The organism is Pseudomonas sp. B329, assembly GCF_023127835.1.
GTDB lineage: Bacteria > Pseudomonadota > Gammaproteobacteria > Pseudomonadales > Pseudomonadaceae > Aquipseudomonas > Aquipseudomonas synxantha_A.
The window spans coordinates 97,088-115,524 of record NZ_SPKP01000011.1 but is presented as its reverse complement, the minus strand read 5'-3'; the positions used below and the strand labels follow the sequence as shown (position 1 = coordinate 115,524).

Here is an 18,437-nt window from a genome sequence, read left to right as displayed (position 1 = left end):
CCCTGTCGAATTCCGGCCAGCGTGGTTTAACGGGGCGCCTAAGATCAAAAGCGACTCGCTTCGCATCGTGGTTACCGTCGGCTGCTACAACCTACAAAATTGTGTAGATACCTATGGCTATCGCAGTTCAAGCCAGCTCCCACATTTGATCTCTGTCGGATAGACTCCTCCACACTTCCCCCGCCCGCGAGCCGCCCCCATGCTCCATGTGTTATTCAGCGTTTACCTGAAGATGCTGGTGCTCTACAGCCCGTTTTTTGTGCTGTCCTGCTTTATCAGCCTGACCCGTGGCTATTCCAGCAAGGAACGTCGGCGCCTGGCCTGGAAAGTCGCACTGGCGACTCTGGTATCGAGCGTGTTGCTCTACCTGTTCGGCAGGGTGATTTTCAGCGTGTTCGGCATTACCGTGGACGCGTTCCGTATCGGCGCCGGCAGCGTGTTGTTTATCTCGGCCCTGGGCATGGCTCAGGGCAAGTCGGCGGTGCAGACCGACAACGTGCAGCAGGACGTGACCATCGTGCCGCTGACCATCCCGCTCACTGTCGGCCCAGGCACCATCGGTGCGCTGCTGGTGATGGGCGTGAGCCAGCCCCACTGGGACGACAAGCTCACCGCCATCCTCAGCATCGCCTTGGCCAGCCTCACAGTGGGTGTGGTGCTGTACCTGTCCAACCGTATCGAACGGATTCTCGGCGACCAGGGCTTGCAGATTGTCAGCCGGTTGATGGGCCTGTTCGTATGCGCCCTGGCCGCGCAAATCATTTTTACCGGGGTTCGCGGCTACCTGGTGCCTTAGATCCGGTATTTGGCAATCGCCAGCTGCACCTTGTCACCGGCGCTTTCGCGCATCAGCTGGATGGTTTTTTCGTTGACCACCGAGGTGTTCAGCACCAGGCAGGTTTGCCCGCTGAAAGCCTCGAACGATGAGCTGTCCCATTCAAGGAACGGCACTCCCACCTGTTTGTTCACGCCGTGGCTGCTGAAGGTCACCAGCACCATCATCACTTCACCATTGGTTTCGGCGCAGGACGCCACGCCGAAGTCACCGCCCTCATGCACCGCGCTATTGCGCTTGAACAAATCAAAAGACGCCGGCTGCCGCTTCAATGCCTCCAGCGCATCGGCGGCCAGTTTTGGCAGCGCGGTAACCAGCGGCCCCGACAGTGACATCGACGCCAGCAGCGCGCCGATAATATTCAGCGCAGCCAATTGCACCGTCAGCCCCTTGCCGGAGCGTGAGACCCGCTCGAAACTGCTGCGCACCGGCAGCCAGCCAAGACTGACCATGACCTTGATAAATTCGTCGTACCACGCCTCGGTGCCCCGATGTACTTTCAATACATCGCTCACGTAACTGCTGGCCAGCAGGTAACTCTTGCGAATGTATTCGCGGTTCAGCCCAGACAGCCCCTCGGCGAAGGAAATCACCCCGTTGTTGACCACCGCCGCATTGCAGTCGTCGTCAGTGTCCAGGGGTAACGCCGCGTGCGCTCCTGGCGCCCCCGGCAACTTGTAGGCGGCAATCAGCTTGCGCCGTTTGATAGTGTTGATCCTTCTGTGACGTCGCTCCATTTTTCAGTTCTCCACAAGCACCCGACATGGGGCTTTCCTTCACACTAGTCCAGCGGGCGGAGGGCTTTCCATGCGACAAACATGCCTTGGTGGCACCGGTCAAAACCCAGTGCCCAGCAATCACAAGGCACAGCCGGCAGGCTTGCGGTTTTCACCGTAAAAAAAAGAAAAAGCCCCGAACAACCTCAGGAGAATCCCAGGGTCATTCGGAGCTTTCCGGCGGCCAGCGGGCCGTTTTCAGGAGGCGGGTTTGTCGCCGTACCAACGCGGCGTGTACACCCACGCCCCGCCACCGGCACGCGGGAACACGCAGGTGGTGGACGAGCCGATCAGCACCATGGTGCGCATGTCCACCTGCTCGGGCGTCAATTGGCCCAGGGTGGTGACGCGTAGCGTCTGGCCCGGGCGGCCGATGTCGCGGCCCAGCACCACCGGCGTATCGGGCGTGCGGTGCAGGCCGACGATCTCCAGGGCACGCCCCAGTTGCCAGGGCCGCGAACGCGAGATCGGGTTGTAGAACGCCAGGGCCAGATCGGCCTGGGAAGCCAGGTCCAGGCGCTTTTCAATGATCGACCAGGGCTTGAGGTTATCCGACAGCGACATGACGCAGAAGTCATGCCCCAAGGGTGCACCGGCCTGGGCAGCGGTGGCCAGGGAGGCAGAAACCCCCGGCAGGATTTCCAGGTCGACCTGATGCCAGGCCGGGTCCGTGGAGTCGTGCAGCGCCTCGATCACCGCGGCGGCCATGGCGAATACACCCGGGTCGCCGGACGATACCACCACCACCGAACGCCCCTGCGCAGCCAGCTCGAAAGCATGGCGAGCGCGCTGCATTTCTTCGCGGTTGTCGGTGCAGTGTTGCACTTGATCGTCACGGAACGGCCCGGCCATGCGCACATAGGTTTCATACCCCAGCACATCGGTGCAACGCGCCAGTTCCGCCTTGACCGCCGGCACCATCAACTCGGCCGCGCCGGGACCCAGGCCGATCACTGCGAGACGGCCACGGGGGCGTCCCACCTGCGACACGTCCAAGGGCTGTTCGGCCACGGTAATGCTGATGTCCGCAACGGGCGTCACCGGGGCAAAACGCAGCGGCACACCCAACGCCAGCGCAGCTTCATGCAATGAGGCGTCGGCCATCTGCAGGTCGCTGGCCAACAGGCAGGCCACGGCTTGCACCGCGATCCCCGCCTCATGCAGCGCAGTGCGCACGCGCTCAGCCAACCGCGCACCAGGCTTGCAGGTAATGCAGACGTTTTGCGGATAAATCAGCAGCTCGTTCGCTGCCGGTGGGCGCTCGGCACTGCCCACATGAATCGCCAGGCGCGCCTGTGGGTCCTGGGCCAGATTGGCTTGATCCAGCCACGGCGCCACGCCTTCGACGCGTACCGACTCACCGGCCAAAAGGTCCGAGACAAAGCGCTTGCCCAGTTCAATGTCCGCCAGTTGATAACCCGTCGGCGGGTTGAGCAGGCAGGTGCCAAAACGCAGTTCGCCACTGGTGGTGATTGCCGCGGATACGCCCAATGCCGCGGCGATGTCCCGCGCCATCACATTCACCCCGCCCAGGCCACCCAGCAGCGGCACCACGGCGCTGCCGTCTTCTGCCACGGCCAGCACGGCGGGTTCCTCGCCCTTTTCCAGCAGCAGCGGCGCCAAGGTGCGAATCACAATGCCGGCCGCGCACAGGGCAATCAGCGGCGTGCCTTGCTGGTAGAGCTGGCGCAGCGTCGCGCCGAACTCGCTGTAGCTCTGGTCCGCCCCTTCAACCCGAGCGGCCAGGCCGTGGATCAACGCGCCAGGGTAAACCTGCTGGATCTTGCGCGCCGTGGCCAAACTGCCTTGGCCCAGAATCACAATCGCCGGAGTCATCAACCTTGCCACCTTTCACCGGGCACGATGATCAGCGAGAAATACGGCGACGACATCGGCTCCACCTGGTCCAGCGGCACGATCTTCTGGTTGGCCATGGTGGCGCGCTCCACGTACAACGCACGTTCGGCCAGGCCCAGCTCTTCCAACACCTGGCGCACCTTCGGGAAGTTGCGCCCCAGCTTCATGATCACTGCGGCATCGGCATCCGCCAGGCGGCGCTTGAGGTCATCATGGGGCAACACGCCCGAGAGCACCGACAAGCTCTGGTTGCGATACACCAACGGCGCGCCGAGCACCGAAGCGCCACCGAGCATCGAACACACGCCCGGAATTACCTGGGCTTCGTAGCGCTCGGCAAGGCGGTCATGCAGGTACATGTAGGAGCCGTAGAAGAACGGATCACCTTCGCAGATCACCGCCACATCGCGGCCCGCGTCCAGGTGCGCGGCCACGTCGAGGCTGGCGTTGTCGTAGAAGTCGCTGATCACTTGTTCATAGGACAGCGGCGCCGGCAGCGCTTCAGTGGTGACCGGGTACACCAGCGGCATCAGGGTCTGCTGTGGCACCAGGTGGCCTTCGATGATGCCGAAAGCGTTGCCCTTCTTGCCCTTGGCCACGAAATACGCCACCACCGGCGATTCACGCAGCAGGCGCAGGGCCTTGAGGGTGATCAGTTCCGGGTCACCGGGGCCTACGCCCAGCCCGATCAAACGTCCGCGCACCTGCATTATTCGACCTCCGTGGCCAGGGCGTTGACGGCGGCGGCAGCCATTGCGCTACCGCCCAGGCGGCCTTGCATGATCACGAAGGGTACGCCACGGCTGTCGGCGGCAAGCATGGCCTTGGATTCGGCGGCGCCGACGAAACCGACCGGGAACCCCAGGATCAGCGCCGGTTTCGGCGCGCCGGCGTCGAGCATTTCCAGCAGGTAGAACAAGGCGGTCGGCGCGTTGCCGATCACCACCACGCTGCCTTCCAGGTACGGGCGCCACAGCTCCAGGGCGGCAGCGGAACGGGTGTTGCCCAGCTCCCGCGCCAGCTGCGGCACGCTGTCGTCGCGCAGGGTGCAGATCACTTCGTTATTGGCCGGCAGGCGCGCACGGGTCACGCCCTCGGAGACCATCCGCGCATCACACAGGATCGGCGCGCCAGCAGCCAGCGCATCGCGCCCGGCCTTGCCGGCCCCTTCGGAAAATTGCAGACCGTCGATGGCCTCGACCATGCCGCACGCATGAATCACCCGCACCGCGAGTTTTTCCAGATCGGCCGGGATGCGGTCCAGGTTGGCTTCCGCGCGAATAATGGCAAAGGAGTTGCGATAGATCTCCTGACCGTCGCGGATGTAATCAATCATCGGTGTTGCTCCGTGGGCAAGCGCGTAACAGGGCGCCCGCCGCTTCAATGGAAAGAGTGCGCGCGTGCAGCCGACCGAAACCCGAGTGGGCTGCATCGCGAAAATAGAGGTCGTAATGGCCAGGGCTCACCGCCAGCAACGTGACCGGCGCGGTGTGCGCGGCGGCGCATGAGCGCGGGCAGCCGGACAGGTGCGCTTCGACGCCGGGTTGCAGGGCGGCCAGTTGCACCGCGTCGGCCTTGGTATCGGCCAGGCCCTTGCCGCAACCGCTGGAACCGGTGCAGGCAATCATGCGCGCCAGGGGTTGGTCGATTGAACACACAAAGCCCAGTTGCGCCAGGCGTTCGGTCACGGCGCCAACGCGTTCAATGTTGGGCAGTAGCACGCCCTGCCAGGGCGTGAAGCGCAACGTGCCATCGCCGTACTCGCTGGCCAGTTGCGCGGCGCCCTGGAGCATCAGCGAATCCAGGCGGCCCAATGGCGCGACTGCCGCGACGTAAAACTGATTCTTTTGGCCCTGTGGATAACTGCCGATGTGCAACAACGCACCACTGGCCGGGCGCTTGAAGCCCTGCGCCGACAACAGCGGCAGCCTCAGGCGGCCCAACAAGTTATCCACAAGCAGATGACGCATACGTGTTTGCTCGGGCGTCGCCAGGTCGAGAAAGGCCTCCAGCACCGCCACCACCAGCGCATGACCCTGGTCCAGCGGCACTGCCGCCACGGGCGCATCCAGCCCCGGACAACCGGCCAGGCCGAACGCCAACAGCGTCTGACCATCGCGCACAAACGCCGACAGCCACAGGTCATGGTGATGCTCCAGCATCGCCAGGGCTTCACCGCCATCGAGTTGTATCGCGAACTTGGCCGACAGCTGGTGGAACCGCGCATGGTTTTGCAAGGTGGCAAGAATCTGCGTGGCCAGCGGGCGGGTGTCGAACAGCATCTGCGGGTCGATACCAGCAGCGGGGCTGAGCATCAGGTTGCGCACGTCGTCACCGGCAGCGTTATTGGGGCCCAGGCCGGCGGCAAGCAACCTGCCGATCAAGGCGTCCTGCTCGGCGCCAATGCCGCGGATCTGCAAGTTGGCGCGGTTGGTCGCCTCGATTATCCCGCCCGCGTACGTACTGGCCGCGTCGGCCACGGCGCTGGCCTGGGCCGCGGTGATCGAACCACCGGCGAGTTTGATCCGGCAAATGCCGCCGTCCAACGCCTGGACAATACGCAGCAACCCCGGACAAGCCGAGGGGCGCGTGGTATTCACAGCGGGCGTTGGGTTCACGGGGCTACCGGTTGACGGGTAAAGGCGCGGTATTATGCCTGCTTTGTCCGGCGGCATGAAAAGCCTGCCCGTCGGATGTCGCTCAAGGAATTGATATGTCGCCCTGGCTGACGGTTGTAGGCATCGGTGAAGACGGCTTCAAGGGCCTGGGCAGGAATGCCCGGCACGCCCTGTTGCGCGCCACGCGGATTATAGGCGGCCAACGCCAGTTGGACCTTTTGCCGGTGTGTATTCGTGGCGAACGCCAGGTGTGGCCGAGCCCGTTTTCCCTGGAGCCGGTGTTGTCGCGGCGCGGGGAGCCTGTGTGCGTCTTGGCCAGTGGCGACCCGATGTTCTATGGCGTCGGCGCCAGCCTGGCCCGGCAAGTGGCAGCTGAAGAGTTGTTGATTTTGCCGGCGCCATCGTCGGTGTCCCTGGCGGCAGCGCGCCTGGGCTGGCCGTTGCAGGAGGTGGTGACGCTATCGGTGGTCGCTCGTCCGTTGGCGGCACTTAATGCGCATCTGGCCGCTGGCGTGCGCTTGTTGGTCTTGAGCAATGACGGCAGCAGCCCCGCTTTGATGGCTGCGTTGTTGGCCGAACGCGGTTTCGGCCCCAGCCGGATTACTGTGTTTGAACACCTGGGCGGCCCGGCTGAGGGGCGCATCGACGGGCACGCGCAATCGTGGGAACACGCCGAGGTTGCCGCTTTGAACCTGGTCGCCATCGACTGCCTGGCGGATGCGAACGCACCACGTCTGTCACGCCTTGCAGGTTTGCCCGACGCGGCCTTCAAGCACGATGGCCAACTGACCAAACGCGACGTGCGCGCCATGACCCTCGCCCGCCTCGCCCCCATGCCCGGCGAACTGCTGTGGGACGTGGGCGCGGGCAGCGGCTCCATCGGCATTGAATGGATGCGCACGCATCCAAGCTGCCGCGCCGTGGCAATCGAGGCCGACGCAGGCCGCCAAAGCCTGATCGAACACAACCGCGACGCCCTCGGCGTGCCCGGCCTGCAACTGATTCGCGGCAAGGCGCCGGATGCGTTAAGCGGTCTGGAAGCACCGAACGCCATCTTCATCGGCGGCGGCGTCACCCGCGAAGGCGTGCTCGACACCTGCTGGCAACACCTGCGCCCCGGCGGGCGGTTGGTGGCCAATGCCGTGACCCTGCAAAGTGAAATGACCTTGATGAACTGGCGCGCCGAGCACGGCGGCGAACTGACCCGCATCCACGTGGCCCAGGCGCAGCCATTGGGCGAGTTCGATACCTGGCGCCAGGCATTGCCGATCACGCTATTGGAAGTGATCAAGCCCCTATGAAAAGGATTCTGTTGCTGGGCGGCGTGGCGGAGGCGCTGGCCGTTGCCCGCACCCTGGGGCCGGAGCATATCTACAGCCTGGCGGGCGTAGGCCGTGTGCCGACCGACCTGAGCTGCCAGGTTCGAGTCGGGGGCTATGGAGGCGCTGAAGGGCTCGCGCAGTTTGTTCGTGACGAGCGTATCAGCCTGATTCTCGATGCCACGCATCCGTATGCGGCGCAGATCAGCCACAACGCGGCCCAGGCGGCGCGATTGAGCGATGTGCCTTGCTGGGCGTTGCGACGTCCAGCGTGGCAGCCGCAGGTGGGGGATGACTGGCGGGAAGTGCCTGACTGGGCCGCCCTGATAGCCGCGTTGAAGCCCTTCAAGCGCCCATTGTTCACCTTGGGTCGCGAACCCTTGCAGCATCTGGAGGAAATCCCCGCCGACCAGTTCTGGACGCTGCGCGCACTGGACGTTTATCCGGGGAATGCGCGGTGTGAAGTGATCGGCGCGCGCGGACCGTTTCTGATCGAGGATGAGCGGGTTTTATTCGAACGGCGCAGGATCGATGTACTGATCAGCAAGAACAGCGGCAGCACCGCCACCGAACCGAAGCTGGAAGTGGCGCGTGAGCGTGGCGTGCCGGTATTGGTGCTGAAGCGGCCGGTGCTGGCTACCGTAGATCGAGAATTCACAACCGTAGCTGCGGTGCTGCAGGCAATACACCCCTTCTGAGCAACACCGACCTAATGTGGGAGGGGGCTTGCTCCCGGTGGCGGCGGATCAGCCACAAATCAGTAACTGACACACCGCGATCGGGAGCAAGCCCCCTCCCACATTTGACCTGCGCAGCCCTGAAGATCCTCATCCACTCAATTCCCGTCTACGCTCAAATCCAGCACTGCGACACCAAACCACACCGCCCCTTTTTACTTATCCCCCCCGATCAGGCTAAATACCCTCTGATCGTTTAACCCTACGGATTATCCGCCATGGCCCGTCAACGCTTTGCAATTGCCTGGATCGCCTGCCTTGCAGTGCTGTTCAATGCGTTTGCCATGCCGTTGGCCAGTGCGATGCAGCAGACTGATGATCCGGTCAAGCGTCTGATGTGGGGTGGGTTCTGTTCGTCCAATGGTGCCAGCCTGAAGGCGATTGCCCTGGGCAAGCTGGAAATCCCGGCAGCGCCGGACGATCACTCTGCCATGCAGCATTGCTGGTGTTGCTCGGGCTCGGCGCCGTTGGTGGCGTTGCCGGGGCATGTGCCGCAGCTGTATGTGACGCGCTTCGAGGCGGTGCAGAGCCTGCCGCCACGCTTATTGCGCAATCCCACCCCGCGCCAGCAATGGCCAAGCCTTAACCCTCGCGCCTCCCCAACGGTCTGATCTTCTTCGCAAGTGAACTGCGTTTAGAACCGTTCTGGAGAACTGCCATGCTTAAATCTTCCCTGCTTCTGGCTGCGTTGCTGTTGCCGGTGTTCAGTGCTGCCAATGCCGATGACTACAAGGCCGGCGACCTGTTGGTGAGCGATCCCTGGTCCCAGGAGCTGCCACCGAATGCGCCGACCGTGGCGGCCTACTTTGTGATTCATAACACCGGGGCTGCTCCGGATCGCCTGCTCAGCGTTGAAACCAGCGTCGCGGAGAAAGCCGAGCTGCACGAGCATGTGATGCAAGGCGACTTGATGAAGATGCAGCAAGTGCCCAGCGTTGCCGTACCGGCCAAGGGTGAGCTGACCTTCGCGCCGATGGCTTATCACGTGATGCTGCTGGGCCTCAAAGACCGCAGCCTGTTGGCCGATGGCAAGCAATTCCCACTGACCCTGACCTTCGAGAAAGCAGGCAAGGTTCAGGTGCAAGTGTCGGTGCAGAAGGTCCCGCCGATGGCCACGCACGAGCATAAGCACACTCACTAGACCTACCCGATGGGCGCCCCCCGCGCCAGGTTGTCTCCGCACCGCCGTGTGATGCGCGGCAGTTGGATCAGCCTGTTCGCCATGCTGATGATCTTTATCGGTCCGCTGATTTCACAAGCGATGCCGATGGATCATCACGCCGGTATGTCCATGGACATGCCCGCGTGCCACGGCGAGCCCAAGCCGACCAAACCCCCCGACGAACATCATGTCCTCTGGGAGAAATGCGGCTATTGCAGCCTGCTGTTCAGTTGCCCGGCCCTGCCCGGCAGCGTCTCCTACGTAACGCTCGGCACCCCACCGCCAGCCAACGCACTCATCCCCGCCCCCCGCCTGGGCCATGCCCGACAGAGCATCTTCCCTGGCGCCCGCAGTCGTGCGCCGCCCATCGTGTCGTAAGCCCTTCACCGCGTTACTTCACCCCGGCCGACTTCAATTAGACAGCCGCAGGCTGCTGGCCGTGTTGTTTACGATTGATTGATGGAATTTGTCATGTCCAGGTTTTCTGCTGACACCCGTTTGGGCGCTGCCCCTGTTTTCGCCGCTCTGTGCGGCGCACTGCTTGCCCCCTACGCCCATGCGCACGAACACGAGCTGAGCCCCACGGTGATCACCGCGATCGCCCCCAGCTCGCCCCTCACCGTTGTCACCAACCCCAAGGATCCACGCCAGCCGGTGCCCGCGAGCGATGGCGGCGACTACCTCAAGACCATCCCCGGCTTCGCCCTGGTGCGCAACGGCGGCACCAACGGCGACCCGGTGCTGCGCGGCATGTTCGGCTCGCGCCTGAACATACTTACCAACGGCGGCATGATGCTCGGCGCCTGCCCAGGCCGCATGGATGCGCCGACTTCGTATATTTCGCCGGAAACCTACGACAAGCTCACCGTAATCAAAGGCCCGCAAACCGTACTCTGGGGCCCGGGCGCGTCGGCCGGTACGATCCTGTTCGAGCGTGAGCCCGAGCAGTTCGGCGAACTGGGCACGCGGGTCAATGCCAGTGTGCTGGCCGGTTCCAACGGGCGCTTCGACAAGGTCATCGATGCTGCTGCAGGAGGCCCGTTGGGCTATGTGCGGGTGATCGGCAACCAGGCCCATGCCGACGATTACAAGGACGGCAACAACGACACTGTCGCCTCGCGCTATGACAAGTGGAATGGCGATGTGGCGGTGGGTTTCACCCCCGACGCCGACACGCTGCTGGAACTCACCGCCGGCCGTGGCGACGGTGAAGCGCGCTACGCCGGACGCGGTATGGACGGCTCGCAATTCCTGCGCGAAAGCCTCGGGCTGCGCTTCGAAAAATCCAACCTCGGCGAGGTGCTGGACAAGGTCGAGGCCCAGGTCTACTACAACTACGCCGACCACGTCATGGACAACTACAGCCTGCGCGTCCCTTCGGGCAGCGGCATGATGGCCGGGCCCATGGCCTCCAACGTCGACCGTCGCACCCTGGGCGGTCGCATCAAGGCAACCTGGCGCTGGGCCGATGTGCAACTGATCGGCGGCCTGGACGCGCAGACCAACGAACACCGCGCGCGCAGCAGCATGGGCATCGACACCTACAAGGACCTGCCGCGCAACAAGGACGCCAACTTCCACAACTACGGGGTATTCGGCGAGCTGACCTGGTACGCCGCCGACAACGACCGCCTGATCACCGGCGCCCGCCTGGACCGTGCCTCAGCCAAGGATTTCCGGCAACGCACCGGCTCGGCAATGATGAGCCGCCCCAACCCCACCGCCGACGACACCCGCGCAGACACCTTGCCATCGGGCTTTGTGCGCTACGAGCACGACCTGGCGGACACGCCCACGACCGTCTATGCGGGTCTGGGTCACGCTGAACGCTTTCCGGATTACTGGGAATTGTTCTCCCCCAACACCGGCGCGGTCGGCTCGGTGAATGCCTTTGACGGCGTGAAGCCCGAGAAGACCACGCAGCTGGATTTCGGCGCGCAATACAAAACCGCCGACCTCGAAGCCTGGGCCTCGGGTTACGTCGGCCAGGTGCGCGACTTCATCCTGTTCGACTACCGGCCCGGCATGATGGGCACCACTTCCCAGGCGCGCAATGTCGACGCGCGCATCATGGGCGGCGAGTTGGGTGCGGCCTACAAGCTGAGCCGCAACTGGAAAGCCGACGCCAGCCTCGCCTACGCCTGGGGCAAGAACAGCAGCGATGGCAAAGCCCTGCCGCAGATGCCGCCGCTGGATGCACGCCTGGGCCTGACCTACAGCGAAGACGACTGGAGTGCCGGCGCCTTGTGGCGCGTGGTCGCGGCGCAAAACCGCATCGACCAGAACAAGGGCAACGTGGTCGGCAAGGACTACGACAAGAGCGGCGGTTTTGGCGTGTTCTCGCTCAACGCTGCGTACCGCATCAATAAGAACTTCAAGGTCAGTACCGGAGTCGACAATCTGTTCGGCAAGGCTTATGCCGAGCATTTGAACCTGGCGGGTAACGCAGGCTTCGGTTACCCGGCGAATGACCCGCAAGCCATCAAGGAGCCGGGGCGTACGCTCTGGACCAAGGTGGACATGAGCTTCTAACAGCATCGGGAGCAAGCCCCCTCCCACACTTGAAACGCATTTCAAATGTGGGAGGGGGCTTGCCCCCGATGGCGGTGTAACCGACACAAAAAAATCAAAAGCCTTGCGGAGCCCCTGATGAGCACACCGAAGATCTCCTTCTACAACCTGGCCTGGCGCTGGCACTTCTACGCCGGTCTCTTTGTCGCCCCTTTCATGGTGCTGCTGGCCCTGACCGGCATCATCTACCTGTTCAAACCCCAGCTCGACCCGCTGATGTACGGCCACCTGCTCACCGTACCCACAGCCGAGCACGCTCTGAGCGCGGACGAACTGCTGCAACGCGCCAAAGACGCCTACCCCCAGGCCGCGATCAGCAAATACCTGCCGCCTGCCGACGCCACCAACAGCGCGCAGTTCGTGATGCACAACCAGGGCCGCGAGATCGGCGTATTCGTCGACCCGTATCGCGGCACAGTCCTGGGTGAGCAGGACGCCAAATACAACCTGCAGGCCATTGCCCGCGCCCTGCACGGCGAGCTGATGATCGGCACCACCGGCGACCGCCTGATAGAACTCGCCGCCGGCTGGGGCGTCATGCTGGTGGTGTCCGGCCTTTACCTGTGGTGGCCGCGTGGCAAGTCATCGGCTGGCGTATTGTGGCCGCGCCTCAACAGCCGTGGCCGCTTGTTCTGGCGTGACCTGCACGCTGTCGCCGGCTTCTGGGGCGCGGCATTTCTGCTGGTCATGCTGCTCAGCGGCATGACCTGGACCGGTTTCTGGGGCAAGCAATACGCCGAGCTGTGGAACACCTTCCCGACGGCGATGTGGAACAACGTGCCGCAGTCCGACCAGCAGGCGCGCGTGCTCAACACGGCCACCCAACAGACCGTGCCCTGGGCCATGGAAAACACGCCGATGCCGATGTCCGGCGACCACGCCGAACACATGAACCACGGCGCCATGCATTCAGGTCCTGCCGCACCAAGCGTGCGCCTGCAACAAGTGGTCGACCTGGCCAATGCGCGCGGCGTGGAGCCCGGCTACAGCATCGCCTTCCCCCCCACCGCCACGGGGGTATTCACCGTCGCGGTGTTCGCCAACGACCCGCGCAATGACGCCACCCTGCATGTGGACCAGTACACCGGCAAGGTCCTGGCCGATGTGCGTTGGGAACATTACAACCTGGTCGCCCGCGCCACCGAGACCGGCGTGATGCTGCATGAAGGCAAGATGTTCGGCTGGGTCAACCAACTGATCGTGCTGGTGATCTGCCTGATGATCCTGCTCAGTGCGGTCAGCGGCGTGGTGATCTGGTGGAAGCGTCGCCCTGCCGGTGGCGTGGGTGTTCCGCCGTTGCGTCATGACCTGCCAAAGTGGAAAACCGCGATGGTGATCATGCTGGGCCTGGCACTTGTTTTCCCGCTGGTGGGGGCGTCGCTGATCGTGGTGTGGGTACTGGATCGTCTGGTGCTGTCGCGCTTTTTTGGCCAAGGTGAATCCGCTTCAGGTTCCGCATGAAACAGGCGAGATGCCCAATCCAGGGGGCTTGTGTAGCCTTGCGCAGACTTTTGCCCCGCAGCCGATAAGTGTTAACTTATAACACTTTCTGCGCTATCGTTGCTCGCCGCGCCCTGCGGCGAGTACCTCTCAAGAAGCGACTGATCGACCGATGAACAACTACCTTGCGAGCGGCCTGTGCCTGCTCGCCCTGCATGCCAACGCCCAGGCCCTGACCCTGCCCGCCAGCCCCATTACCGCACCGGCAGTGGATAGTGAGCGCGTTGACCTCAACACCCCGACCACCGCCGGTTCGCGCCTGAATCTCACAGCGCTGCAAACCCCCGGCAGCGTTGAAAGCCAGACCGGCGCCCAGATCCGCGAACGTGGCGACGCCAGCGTGCAGGACGCCATCTCCCGCGCCACCGGCATCAGCCGCACCGGCACGCCGGGCGACGGCGGCACCTCGTTGCAGGCCCGCGGCTTTACCGGCCAAAGCTCGGTTATGCAGCTGTACGACGGCAACCGCATGTACACCGGCATGGGCACCTCGACCTTCCCGGTGGACAGCTGGGCTGTGGAACGGGTGGACGTGCTGCGCGGCCCGGCCTCGGTGCTGTACGGCGAAGGCGCCACCGGCGCGGTGATCAACACGATCTCGAAAAAACCCTTTGCGGGCGAGATCGAAAACCATATCCGCCTTGGCTACGGCTCCTACGACCGCCAGCAGCAAGCCCTCGACAGCGGCGGCTCGCTGACCGACACCTTGAGCTACCGCTTGAACCTCAACCGCCTGCGCAGCAACGGCTTCATCGACCGTGGCGATTCCAGCAGCGATTTCGTCAGCGGCGCCCTGCGCTGGCAACCAGCCGACAACCTGAGTTTCACCCTGGCCAGCGACTACGGTGATCAGCGCCCACAAAACTACTTCGGCACGCCCCTGGTCAACGGCCAGTTGCACAAAGGCCTGCGCGACAAGAACTATAACGTCAGCAACGACACCCAGCACTACAACGACCAGTGGACGCGCCTGACCAGCGAGTGGCAACTCAACGACAACGTCAGCGCCACCAACGAGCTGTACTACCTGAAAAACCAGCGTCGCTGGCAGAACGCCGAGAACTACAATTTCACCAACGGCCAACTGACCCGCAGCGGCAACTTCGGTATCAAGCACGATCAGGAACAGTTGGGCGACCGCCAGACCTTCACCTTCAAGCACACCCTGTTCGGCCTCGATAGCCAGACCGTAGCGGGCGTGGAATACAACCGCATCCGTTTCCGCCTGGCGAGCAACACGCCATTTAATGATGTGTCGGGAACCGGCCAACCCATCGACCTGTATCACCCGGCGCCCGCGCCGTTTGCCAGTAAAGACCCGTTCAAACCGGTGTTTTCCACTACGACCAAAACCTTCGCAGGTTTTGCTGAAAACCGCTTGCAGTTGACCGACCAACTCACGCTGATCACCGGTATCCGCCGCGACTACGCGCACATCGACCGCGACGACCTGCGCACTGGCGGCCAATCCGACAAAACCCTCACCGGCAATAACTGGAAAGCCGGTCTGGTCTACGCGATCACCCCGGACACCTCGGTCTACGGCCAGTACGCCACCAGCACCGACGGCGTCGGCGGGCTGATCTCCCTGAGCCCGAGCCAGCAACAGTTCGACCTGTCTACCGCCAAGCAGACCGAGGTCGGCATCAAACAAGCGTTCTGGGGTGCCCGCGGAGAATGGACCCTGGCCGCCTACCACATCGTCAAAAAGAAACTGCTGACGGATGTGCCGGGTGAGCCGGACTTCAAACAGCAAGTCGGCCAACAATCCTCCAACGGCCTGGAAGCCAGCCTCGACTTGCAACTGCCCCACGCCTGGCAGTTGCAAGCCAACGCCGCCGTCGTGCGGGCGCAGTACGACGATTTCAAACAAGACGTCAACGGCGTACAGGTCTCCCGCGACGGCAACCGCCCGGTGGACGTTCCGCGCCGCACCGCAAACCTGTGGCTGAGCAAGGCCGTGACCGACAACGTGCGTGCCGCTGCCGGTGTGCGTTACGTCGACGCACGCTATGCCGATATGGCCAACCAGAGCGAGCTGCCGAGCTATACCGTGGTCGATGCCACGTTGTCGTGGAAAGCCATGCGCAACACCACGCTGGGCCTGCAACTCAATAACCTGTTCGATCGCACTTATGCGGTCAGCCAATACAACGATGGGCAGCAGTGGATTCTAGGTGTACCTCGCTCCATGTTCATTACCGCGGACTACACCTTCTAATGACCTCACTCACCCTCACCGACCTGGCTTGGACTCCACCCGGCCACAACCACTGCCATCACCAGTTCCAACTGCGTGACGCCAGCCTGCGCGTCGGTGCCGGGGAGTTTGTCGGGCTGATCGGGCCTAACGGCAGTGGCAAGACCAGCCTGTTGCGCTGCGCCTATCGGTTCACCCGGCCAGAACACGGTGATGTATCGCTTGCGCACCAGAATGTCTGGAAGCAAAGCGCAAAGTGGTGCGCGCAACGCATCGCCGTGGTGCTGCAGGAGTTTCCCGATACCTTCGGCTTACGCGTGGATGAGGTGGTCGCCATGGGGCGCACACCCCACAAGGGTTTGTTCGACAGCGACACACTGCACGACCAGCAACTGATCCTTCAAGCGCTGGAATCGGTGGGCATGCAAGGCTTCGAGGACCATGCCTTCGCGACCCTGTCCGGCGGTGAAAAACAGCGCGTCATCCTTGCCCGCGCCCTGGCCCAGCAACCGCAACTGTTGATCCTTGACGAGCCGACCAACCACCTCGACCCGCGTTATCAACTTGAGTTGCTCAGGCTGGTCAGGCGTTTGAACATCGGCACCCTGGCCAGCATCCACGACCTCAACCTGGCCGCCGCCTTCTGTGATCGCCTGTACGTGATCCACCACGGGCGCATCGTCGCCAGCGGCACGCCCCACGAAGTGCTGACCGCCGCGTTGCTGCGCGACGTGTTTGGCGTCGAGGCCTTGATCGACACTCACCCCTTGGACGGCTACCCACGAATCACTTGGATAACCCAGCCATGATCCTGCGCATCCTGCTGTCTCTGCCTCTGTTGCTCGGCGCGGCCCATGCACTCGCCGAAAGCACCCGATACCCGCTGACCATCAAAAGTTGCAACCGCGACGTAACCTTCCAGCAAGCCCCACAACACGCGGTCAGCCACGACATCAACATGACCCAGATGATGCTCGCCCTGGGCCTCAAGCCACGCATGGCCGGCTACAGCGGCGTGACCGGCTGGAAGTCAGTACCGCCGCAAATGGCCGCGCTCCTCGATGGCCTGCCGGAACTGGCGAGCAAGTACCCGTCGGTGGAAACCCTGCTCAACGCCAACGTGGATTTCTTCTTCGCCGGCTGGGGTTACGGTATGCGCGTGGGCGGCGACCTCACGCCTTACACCCTGCAACCCTTGGGCATCAATGTGTATGAGTTGACCGAGTCATGTGCGTTCGTGATGAAGCGCCCAGCCGCAAGCCTCGACGATACCTATAACGACCTGCGCAACCTGGGCAGGATCTTCGACGTGCAGGATCGCGCCAATACCCTTATCGCCCAGATGCAGGCGCAAGTGGCCGAGGTGCAAAAAGACCTGCCCGCCGACAAGCCACGGGTGTTCCTTTACGACAGCGGCGAAGACCGCGCCATGACCTCGGGCCGCCTGGGCATGCCCCAGGCGCTGATCGACGCCGCCGGCGGGCGCAACATCCTCGATGACATCGACGCCAGCTGGACTCGAGTCAACTGGGAAACCGTCGTTGAGCGCAACCCACAAGTCATCGTGATCGTTGACTACAGCGAGGTCACCGCCGAACAGAAGAAACAGTTCCTGCTTGACCACCCTGCACTGCAATCGGTGGACGCCATCAAGCACCAGCGCTTCATCGTGATCCCCTATATGCAAGCCACACCAAGCATCGACAACGTGCTAGCGGTTGAAACCCTGGCCAAGGGGTTTCACGGCGAATGATCACCCGTCACTACGTCCTGTTATTAAGCGCCCTGGGTGCCTTGTTGCTGGTCTCCTGCGTGATCTCTCTGGGGTTCGGTTCGGCGCAGGTGCCAGTGGACGTGGTGTGGCGAATTTTGCTGAACAAGGTGTTCGGCTTGGGTGTGGTGGACTGGAGTGTGGGCCAGGAACATATCGTCTGGCTGATCCGTGTGCCGCGTATGCTACTGGGGGCGCTGGTAGGCGCCGGGTTGGCGCTGATTGGCGCGGTACTGCAGGCGGTCACGCGCAACTCGCTGGCCGACCCGCACCTGCTCGGTGTGACCTCCGGCGCCACCCTCGGCGCGGTGATCGTGGTGCTGCACGTGGGTGAAATCATCGGCCTGCTGACCTTGCCCCTTGCCGCCTTTATCGGTGCGCTGCTGAGCATGTTGGTGGTACTGGCCGTCGCCAGTCGCAACGGTCGCCTGGAAAGCGATCGCCTGTTGCTGTGTGGTGTCGCGGTGTCGTTCGTGATGATGGCGGTGGCCAACCTGCTGCTGTTCATGGGTGACCACCGCGCCGCCTCGGCGGTGATGTTCTGGATGCTCGGCGGCCTGGGACTGGCCCGCTGGGAACTGCTGGCAATTCCCGCCACCACGGTGCTGCTGGGGTTGCTGTTGCTGCTAGGCATGGCCCGCCCGCTCAACGCATTGATGGCCGGTGAGCAGACCGCCGTGACCCTCGGTTTGAACGCACGCAATGTACGCTTGAAAGTCTTCCTGGTCGCCTCGCTGATGACCGGCGTGCTGGTGTCCATCAGCGGCTCTATCGGCTTTGTCGGGCTGATGGTGCCGCACATCGCCCGGCGCCTGATAGGTGCCGAACACCGGCGTTTACTGCCAGTGTGCGTGCTGCTTGGCAGTGTGTTCCTGGTGTGGGTCGATGTCGCCGCACGCACACTGATAGCGCCCGAAGACTTGCCGATTGGCGTGGCGACGGCGGCGATTGGCGGGCTGTTTTTTATCGGTTTGATGCGCAAGCGTTGAGCGCGCCCCGTTGTAGCGCACAGCCACGCACCTGGCAGACCGACCCGCCATTTCATGGTGCATTTCCCATGCGCTGACCTGGGCGAAGCGACCATTTCATGC

General features: G+C 63.2%; 17 protein-coding genes. 12 read left to right on the top strand and 5 right to left on the bottom strand.

Translation table 11 applies throughout. The features are described from left to right. The first annotated feature begins 199 nt into the window (after positions 1 to 199). Positions 200 to 796 carry a MarC family protein gene (locus E4P00_RS06925; protein WP_003171467.1) on the top strand — a complete coding sequence of 199 codons (597 nt, stop codon included), beginning with the start codon at positions 200 to 202 and terminating at the stop codon, positions 794 to 796. Here E4P00_RS06925 and E4P00_RS06920 read toward each other — a convergent pair. The 5 genes from E4P00_RS06920 to cobG all read right to left on the bottom strand — a co-directional run bounded on the left by E4P00_RS06920 (position 793) and on the right by cobG (position 6,143). Beyond that, positions 793 to 1,572: a hypothetical protein gene (locus E4P00_RS06920; protein ID WP_078820177.1), complete on the bottom strand. Its 780-nt coding sequence runs from the start codon at positions 1,570 to 1,572 to the stop codon at positions 793 to 795. The two genes, E4P00_RS06925 and E4P00_RS06920, sit on opposite strands and share 4 nt — an antisense overlap. A gap of 237 nt (positions 1,573 to 1,809) precedes the next feature. Then, the gene (cobJ, locus tag E4P00_RS06915) at positions 1,810 to 3,447 is read right to left on the bottom strand and encodes a precorrin-3B C(17)-methyltransferase (protein ID WP_078820176.1); all 1,638 of its coding nucleotides are present in this window, start codon (positions 3,445 to 3,447) and stop codon (positions 1,810 to 1,812) included. After that, the gene (locus E4P00_RS06910) at positions 3,447 to 4,178 is read right to left on the bottom strand and encodes a precorrin-2 C(20)-methyltransferase (protein ID WP_005784378.1); all 732 of its coding nucleotides are present in this window, start codon (positions 4,176 to 4,178) and stop codon (positions 3,447 to 3,449) included. The genes cobJ and E4P00_RS06910 overlap by 1 nt, the downstream gene beginning before the upstream one ends. Next, positions 4,178 to 4,804, bottom strand: coding sequence for a precorrin-8X methylmutase (locus E4P00_RS06905; protein WP_032878122.1), 627 nt, complete (start codon positions 4,802 to 4,804; stop codon positions 4,178 to 4,180). Before E4P00_RS06905 ends, E4P00_RS06910 begins: the two co-directional genes overlap by 1 nt. Next, positions 4,797 to 6,143, bottom strand: a complete 1,347-nt coding sequence (gene cobG, locus E4P00_RS06900) for a precorrin-3B synthase (RefSeq protein ID WP_248131018.1) — start codon at positions 6,141 to 6,143, stop codon at positions 4,797 to 4,799. Before cobG ends, E4P00_RS06905 begins: the two co-directional genes overlap by 8 nt. A 38-nt stretch (positions 6,144 to 6,181) precedes the next feature. On the opposite strand from cobG, the gene cbiE reads away from it, so the two are divergent. The 11 genes from cbiE to E4P00_RS06845 all read left to right on the top strand — a co-directional run bounded on the left by cbiE (position 6,182) and on the right by E4P00_RS06845 (position 18,335). After that, positions 6,182 to 7,387: a precorrin-6y C5,15-methyltransferase (decarboxylating) subunit CbiE gene (cbiE, locus tag E4P00_RS06895; RefSeq protein WP_148852868.1), complete on the top strand. Its 1,206-nt coding sequence runs from the start codon at positions 6,182 to 6,184 to the stop codon at positions 7,385 to 7,387. Further along, positions 7,384 to 8,103 (top strand): cobalt-precorrin-6A reductase, encoded by a 720-nt coding sequence (locus tag E4P00_RS06890; RefSeq protein ID WP_248131016.1) that lies wholly within the window; start codon positions 7,384 to 7,386, stop codon positions 8,101 to 8,103. Before cbiE ends, E4P00_RS06890 begins: the two co-directional genes overlap by 4 nt. A gap of 257 nt (positions 8,104 to 8,360) precedes the next feature. Next, positions 8,361 to 8,753 (top strand): DUF2946 domain-containing protein, encoded by a 393-nt coding sequence (locus E4P00_RS06885; RefSeq protein ID WP_005784364.1) that lies wholly within the window; start codon positions 8,361 to 8,363, stop codon positions 8,751 to 8,753. 47 nt (positions 8,754 to 8,800) lie between these two features. Next, positions 8,801 to 9,283, top strand: coding sequence for a copper chaperone PCu(A)C (locus E4P00_RS06880; protein ID WP_032878127.1), 483 nt, complete (start codon positions 8,801 to 8,803; stop codon positions 9,281 to 9,283). Between the two features lie 9 nt (positions 9,284 to 9,292). Further along, on the top strand, positions 9,293 to 9,682 hold the full coding sequence (locus tag E4P00_RS06875) for a DUF2946 domain-containing protein (protein WP_248131014.1): 390 nt from the start codon (positions 9,293 to 9,295) through the stop codon (positions 9,680 to 9,682). A 93-nt stretch (positions 9,683 to 9,775) separates the two neighbouring features. Further along, on the top strand, positions 9,776 to 11,836 hold the full coding sequence (locus tag E4P00_RS06870; RefSeq protein ID WP_248089401.1) for a TonB-dependent copper receptor: 2,061 nt from the start codon (positions 9,776 to 9,778) through the stop codon (positions 11,834 to 11,836). A 117-nt stretch (positions 11,837 to 11,953) separates the two neighbouring features. Further along, a complete protein-coding gene (locus tag E4P00_RS06865) occupies positions 11,954 to 13,336 on the top strand; it encodes a PepSY domain-containing protein (protein ID WP_248131012.1) in 1,383 nt (460 codons plus the stop codon). A gap of 151 nt (positions 13,337 to 13,487) precedes the next feature. Further along, complete coding sequence (locus tag E4P00_RS06860) at positions 13,488 to 15,596, top strand: TonB-dependent receptor (protein WP_248131010.1); 2,109 nt, start codon at positions 13,488 to 13,490, stop codon at positions 15,594 to 15,596. After that, a complete protein-coding gene (locus tag E4P00_RS06855; protein ID WP_078820168.1) occupies positions 15,596 to 16,384 on the top strand; it encodes an ABC transporter ATP-binding protein in 789 nt (262 codons plus the stop codon). The genes E4P00_RS06860 and E4P00_RS06855 overlap by 1 nt, the downstream gene beginning before the upstream one ends. After that, the gene (locus E4P00_RS06850) at positions 16,381 to 17,328 is read left to right on the top strand and encodes an ABC transporter substrate-binding protein (protein ID WP_248131008.1); all 948 of its coding nucleotides are present in this window, start codon (positions 16,381 to 16,383) and stop codon (positions 17,326 to 17,328) included. Before E4P00_RS06855 ends, E4P00_RS06850 begins: the two co-directional genes overlap by 4 nt. Beyond that, a complete protein-coding gene (locus E4P00_RS06845) occupies positions 17,325 to 18,335 on the top strand; it encodes an iron ABC transporter permease (protein WP_032878137.1) in 1,011 nt (336 codons plus the stop codon). The genes E4P00_RS06850 and E4P00_RS06845 overlap by 4 nt, the downstream gene beginning before the upstream one ends. Positions 18,336 to 18,437 lie beyond the last annotated feature (102 nt).